Annotated in this window: 7 protein-coding genes; all 7 read left to right on the forward strand. The window is 34.8% G+C overall.

From position 1 onward, the window contains the following. Positions 1 to 384 precede the first annotated feature (384 nt). Positions 385 to 609: a hypothetical protein gene (locus IC621_RS11585; RefSeq protein WP_191158468.1), complete on the forward strand. Its 225-nt coding sequence runs from the start codon at positions 385 to 387 to the stop codon at positions 607 to 609. Between the two features lie 370 nt (positions 610 to 979). Continuing rightward, complete coding sequence (gene degQ / locus IC621_RS11590; RefSeq protein ID WP_191158469.1) at positions 980 to 1,120, forward strand: degradation enzyme regulation protein DegQ; 141 nt, start codon at positions 980 to 982, stop codon at positions 1,118 to 1,120. Positions 1,121 to 1,360: 240 nt separating this feature from the next. Beyond that, complete coding sequence (locus IC621_RS11595) at positions 1,361 to 2,269, forward strand: polyprenyl synthetase family protein (protein ID WP_191158470.1); 909 nt, start codon at positions 1,361 to 1,363, stop codon at positions 2,267 to 2,269. 137 nt (positions 2,270 to 2,406) lie between these two features. Further along, positions 2,407 to 3,042, forward strand: coding sequence for a response regulator transcription factor (locus tag IC621_RS11600; RefSeq protein ID WP_191158471.1), 636 nt, complete (start codon positions 2,407 to 2,409; stop codon positions 3,040 to 3,042). Between the two features lie 280 nt (positions 3,043 to 3,322). Further along, the gene (locus IC621_RS11605) at positions 3,323 to 4,000 is read left to right on the forward strand and encodes an SIMPL domain-containing protein (protein WP_191158472.1); all 678 of its coding nucleotides are present in this window, start codon (positions 3,323 to 3,325) and stop codon (positions 3,998 to 4,000) included. Between the two features lie 268 nt (positions 4,001 to 4,268). Continuing rightward, complete coding sequence (locus tag IC621_RS11610) at positions 4,269 to 5,348, forward strand: PQQ-dependent sugar dehydrogenase (RefSeq protein ID WP_191158473.1); 1,080 nt, start codon at positions 4,269 to 4,271, stop codon at positions 5,346 to 5,348. Between the two features lie 23 nt (positions 5,349 to 5,371). Next, the gene (locus IC621_RS11615; protein WP_191158478.1) at positions 5,372 to 5,752 is read left to right on the forward strand and encodes a PaaI family thioesterase; all 381 of its coding nucleotides are present in this window, start codon (positions 5,372 to 5,374) and stop codon (positions 5,750 to 5,752) included. Positions 5,753 to 6,000 lie beyond the last annotated feature (248 nt).

Here is a 6,000-nt window from a genome sequence, read left to right on the forward strand (position 1 = left end):
AACATTAGGAATAGTGACATTCAATTAATAGCACTGCCAACACAAAACTTTCACTTAATAGGTAAATTTTCTAGGAAATCAACATATAGAAAAAACTGTTTCATTTGGCTCTTTTTTCTGTTTAAGGATATATTCCCCTTTTTATTTTGTACATATTTTTAGGAAAAGAAGGGGAATGATAATAACATGATAAAAGAGGTTTAAGGAATAGTAAGTAGTGTATTTTACCTCCTTCAAGGCATCTATAAATAATATGCATCAAATGCACAAAACATTTCTTATAACTATTTTTCGTTATATTTGCGGTCATGTGTAGGAATAACCACATACTTGTCGAATGTATAAAAATAGGTTCAAAATTGAAAAAAGGAGGACTCTTTCACTATGGGAAAGCAACCCGAACTCTATGTCCTTGATGATAAGTTGGTTGCGGTTTTTTCGGTAAACTTCGGTGAATGTGTTGTGAAGATGGAATGTCTTTTTTCAGACGAAGAAATTGTAGATTACACCATAGTATTTAACGGAACTGTTAAAGATAAAGAAAGAGTAACGGAAAAAATGCTAATACAAGCGGTGGAATTATGTAAAAACCAAAAAGTTTACGTATGAGCTCCTTAGGGAGTTTTTTTATTTTTGGGAACTTTTCAAAAAATTGTGTTTGCATAAATAAACTTTAAATAAAGGCGAATTGTTATGTCACAGATTGCTTTTTATCGCACAGCCAACCTTTACCCTCTAAAACATTAAACCGTTCATTATTTTAAAAAGAACATACGTTTCGTGTATAAAGATGGAAATAACGATTGCCGAAAAATGCATACAAAAGACTATTGCGTTTATTTGCGGTGTCACGCATAAATCATAACCCGAAAGTTTTCGGTGAAAAAATCCTCATTCTCTTATAAAATTTAATTAAAGAGATCACATAGTTTTAAGTCGTCGGTCATGCAAATGTTGATCTTAAAAAGGAGTGTGAACGATGAATCATATTAAAATTGAAGAACTAAAACAACTTTTAAATAGTCTTGAAAAAGAAATTAAGGAAACCAAGGATTCGCTCAGGCTCATTAATAAAAGCATTGATAAATATGATAAATATAACTACATAAAGGTATCTTAAAGCTGGGCAGATGTGCCTGGCTTTTTTGTTGGTAAAATGTTTAAGTTTTCGTTTGCGTTTAATGAATGTGATCTATGTCATGCTCCAGGCTCCTTAAGGTCAAAAGTCTTTATTCGCCTTTTTGATTGCCGCTCAAAGGTCTTGGCCCCTATTACTTATGACTTTAATAATAAGAAAATTAAGTATTCCCCCTACTTCCTGTTTTAGTATTATAGTATAATTCTATGGGGGTGATTACTTTTGGACGGATTAATATTAGATGAAACCAAGTTGAAAAATACTGTCTATCACATTATCACCTCAGAGGTGAAAAATACCCATTTATCTGAGCTGATTCTCTCCTTTTTCAATTCAAGGAAGCGGTTTTTATTTGGACAACTTACTTTTATGCATTATCACATTTTTGGAGGAAAACGCGAGGATGTTTATCATTTAGTATCAGCTATTGAGTTGGTCACACTGGCGATTGACATTTTTGATGACTTAGAGGATTTGGATAATTATGAAGAGCCTTGGATGCAAGTTAAGCATTCTATTTCATTAAATGCTGCATCCTTATTATTAACGATAAGCCAGAAAATTGTGTATCGTTTGTCAAATGAATGGAATACCCAGCTTCTTAACATATATCAAGACTATTTAATTGAAGCAGCAGAAGGACAGCATGAAGATTTGCTGGATTGGCAAGCCTTCGAGGAAACCTGTTTATTGACGATAAAAATGAAATCTGGAGCATTAACGGCTTTAGCCTCAGCATGCGGCAGTATGCTTGCGAGCAAAAGAGTGGATTTACAGGTCGAAAAGTATGCTTATCAAATAGGAATTGCCGCACAGCTAGATAATGATTTAAATGATTTATTTTCATCTCAAAAGACAGATTCAAAAATAATAGATAAAAATACTTTAGCTTCCATTTTTTTAAGGACCAGCACCAACCCTTTTGCGAAGAAATTATTAGCTAATATTAAAAAAGGAAATTTTACATATACAGAAGAATATAAGCAGCTTTTATTAAAGTCGGGAGTCGTTGCCTATTTAAGCATATTAAAGCAGACGGCTATCCAGATGGCAATTACTCATATGGATGAACTTGACTTACCAAGAGATCATATAGAAATCTTAAAAGATCATTTAATCTATTTTAAATAAATTGAGTAATTGTAAAGTGCGTAAGCGGTTGCCTCTTATAGAGGGGGAAGGTGGGGTGGAATCCCAGTAATTCCATTTGTTCACTAAATAGAATGATCTAATTTTTCAGGAAGACATGGTAAAGGAGGTTGGCAGGGTTGAAAATTCTTGTAGTTGATGATCACCCGGCTGTAGGGGAAGGAACGAAAGCAATTTTAGAGACAGAGAAAGATTTAAAAGTTGATTATTTAAGTCCTCCTTTTGATATTGATAATCTGGAGCTGCAAAACTTTGTAGAGTACGATGTCATTTTAATGGATTTAAATTTAGGAGAAATAAACGGAATGGAAATTTCCAAGAAAATTCTTGGCATAAACGATCAGGTTAAGATTGTTTTGTATACAGGCTATGATGTAAAGGATTATTTTGAAGAAGCCATTCAAATGGGGATTCATGGGGCTATTAGCAAAACAGAATCAAAAGCGGATATTTTGCATTATATAAAACATGTTGTGAATGATGAAATTGTTATCCCTTATGATTATTTAAAGGCCCTTTTAAAGGAACCGAAAAGAGCTTATGAAGAATCGGTTGGCCAACAAGCACTTAATAATCGTGAAAAAGCGATTTTACTCGAAGTAGAAAAAGGATTAACAAACCAAGAAATTGCCGACAAGCTTCATTTAAGTAAAAGGTCGATTGAATACAGCTTAACGGGGATTTTTAATAAACTATGTGTTGGTTCGCGTACAGAAGCCGTTTTAACAGCAAAGTCAAAGGGAATATTGGATTAATAATTTCGGTTGAACTTCTATCTGCGTAAAGAAAGTAGATAGAAGTTTTTATATTGGCATAAAATCTTAAAGGTTAATTGCCCCGCCTTTTATTTGTCCAGTTTTCATAACTTATGAAAAAATATAGTGAATTTTGATGTAAAAGTAATATTTTTTTATGAACTAGTTTAGTTGGGTACCGTATACAGATATTCTATCTTAGTTAGAAGGCATTTTTGTATAGAAAAAAAGTACATGCATATATATGAAAGGAGCTAATAAATGAATAGGAGTGAAAGAAATGTATATATATCCTTATTCACAAATTCGGTCTTCTAGAAAAAAGAATAGCAGGATTATCGAAGTCCAAGGAATCGGTAAAGTAGAGATTATGCCAGACCAAGCTTTAATCCGGCTCGGAGTTATAACAGAAAATGAAAATGCATCAGTTGCCCAGCAAGAAAACACGGAAAGGATAAATAAAGTTCTTTCCAGCCTTAAGATGCTGGGCGTAAAAGAAGAGGAGATAGAAACATACTCATACACTGTTACACCAGTTTATCAATATCCGACAAATGGTGAGAAAATTTTAACAGGGTATGAAGTAGTAAACCTTGTGACAGTGTTAACTAGTAAGATTAATGAGATTGGCATAATCATTGACACTGTAATTGAAAATGGAGCCAACCGAATAGAGAGCATTACTTATGAGGCAGCGAATTTACAACCGCCTATTAATGAAAGCTTAAGACTTGCTTCTAAGCAGGCATTAGAAAAAGCAAAAGTTATTGCTCAGTCATTTAAAGTGAATTTAATAGAAACTCCTGTAAAAGTGGTTGAAGTATCAAGAGCCCCTGTGCCTCAAATACAATATACATCGTTTGAAGAGGGCATGGTAAAAGGACTTTCAACCGTTGTATCTCCAAGAAAACTGGAAATTATTTCAGAATTACAAATCTCATTTACCTATCAAAAATAGAGGAATCAGAACAAAAATGAAGAAGTAATAAGTTAGTCTTATTATTTACAAAAATAACATAATATCTCAATACTTCCATTAAGTTTTTCCATTAATATGGTACCTATATCAACAACAAGGTAAAAAGAGCGCTTTTGATTCGTTGGAGGAGGTACTATTTTATGGAAATTATCTCGGTATTACCTATATTATTATTGTTAGTTTTGTATTTTGTTTTTACCGTATATATGTTAAGAAAATAAAATGTATACATAAAGGGGAGAACCGAGTGGACATACGTATTCCTCTTATTTTTTTCCTGCTGCTTCTGATAAGCGGTTGCAGTGAGCAGCAAAATACCGCACAAACAAACGAGAAAAGTAAAGAACTAAGACAAACGGACACTTCTTCAGAAAGGGAAGTGCTGATTGTAAACCTTAATGTTCCTTGGGCGATTACAAAAACTGAGGAAAACTTCTTTATATCAGAAAGAAATGGATCAATTGTTGAATGGAATGCATCGACGAACGAAATCAAGCGAAAAAATGTTGAGCTTTCCAAAGCTGTTCATCAGGAAGGTGAAGGCGGCTTCTTAGGGATTGAATTATTACCAGATTTTCAAAATACACAGCGGGCTTTTGCCTACCACACTTATAAGGAAAATGGCGACACGAAAAACAGAGTGGTGGTATTGGAGCGAGGAGAGGATTCCTGGAAAGAAATAAAAGTGTTGTTAGAGGATATACCAGGTGAGGTTTTTCATAATGGCGGTCGGCTAAAAATAGGTCCTGATTTAAAATTATATATCACAACAGGTGATGCTTTGCAGTCTGAATTAGCTCAGAACACAAATTCACTTGCGGGAAAGATTTTAAGAATGAATTTAGATGGTTCCGTTCCTGAGGATAATCCTTTCACCAATTCATATGTTTATTCATATGGCCACCGAAACTCTCAAGGTTTAGCATGGGATGAAGAAGGTCAGCTCTACAGCTCAGAGCATGGGCAAGAGGCACATGACGAGCTAAACAAAATTGAACCAGGACAAAACTATGGCTGGCCTGACATCCAAGGTGATGAGGAGAAGAATGGAATGCAAACCCCTCTCTTTCATACTGGAAATATTACCTGGGGTCCTTCAGGAATATCATATAAGGATGGGAAGCTGTATGTGGCAGCCCTTAGAGGGGAAGCAATTATGGTTTATCCTATTGAAGGAGATGAAGCAGAAACATTCATTGATGGAGAGGGAAGAATTCGGGATGTATTGATAGATGGAAACAGTATGTATTACATTACAAACAATACAGATGGACGGGGCACCCCTGCTGAAAATGATGATAAACTTGTTAAGGTGAATATTGAATAGATTGGTGTGTTGAAACAATGAACATTGAAAATTCTTTAATTAAAACGTTAGGTATTGAAATTTTGGAAGTGTCAGATAGCGGAGTAATAGCGACAATGCCTGTCGACCAAAGAACAAGACAGCCATTCGGAATTCTGCACGGAGGGGCCTCAGTAGCCCTTGCAGAAACAGCAGCAAGTATTGGAGCTTATCACTTTATAGATAAAGACAATGAAATATGCGTTGGATTAGAAATTAATGCAAATCATATAAAAGCAAAAAGCGACGGTGTTGTGACTGCAAAAGCGACACTTTTCCATCGCGGTAGGTCAACAATGGTCTGGGATATTAAAATCGTAGATGAGGAAGAAGAATTAGTTTGTATTTCGAGGTGTACAATGTCGGTGTTGAAAAAACGCTCGTAAATACGTTTTAAAGTGAATGATTAATATTCGCTCGATCGCCACCTTCATTTAACAGGACAGAATAAACCCGATCTAACAATTGTAAGATCGGGTTTGTTTATATTTCAATTATAACCTTAAATCCTTCTCCAGGCTTACTATGGACATCCATAGATCGAGTCAAGTACTTGTGGGAGTTTTTTTCTGAAGCTTGGTATCTCCTCTTTTGTGTATTGTTCTGACCTTTTTATGGTAACGCTTCCCCTTTT

The sequence above is a fragment of the Metabacillus arenae genome (genome assembly GCF_014773385.1).
Classification (GTDB): domain Bacteria; phylum Bacillota; class Bacilli; order Bacillales; family Bacillaceae; genus Metabacillus_D; species Metabacillus_D arenae.

Excerpts from the sequence above, each read along its gene's own strand:
- IC621_RS11585 (WP_191158468.1), top strand. The coding sequence starts at position 385 with ATGGGAAAGCAACCCGAACTCTATGTCCTTGATGATAAGTTGGTTGCG.
- degQ (WP_191158469.1), top strand. The coding sequence starts at position 980 with ATGAATCATATTAAAATTGAAGAACTAAAACAACTTTTAAATAGTCTT.
- IC621_RS11605 (WP_191158472.1), top strand. The coding sequence starts at position 3,323 with ATGTATATATATCCTTATTCACAAATTCGGTCTTCTAGAAAAAAGAAT.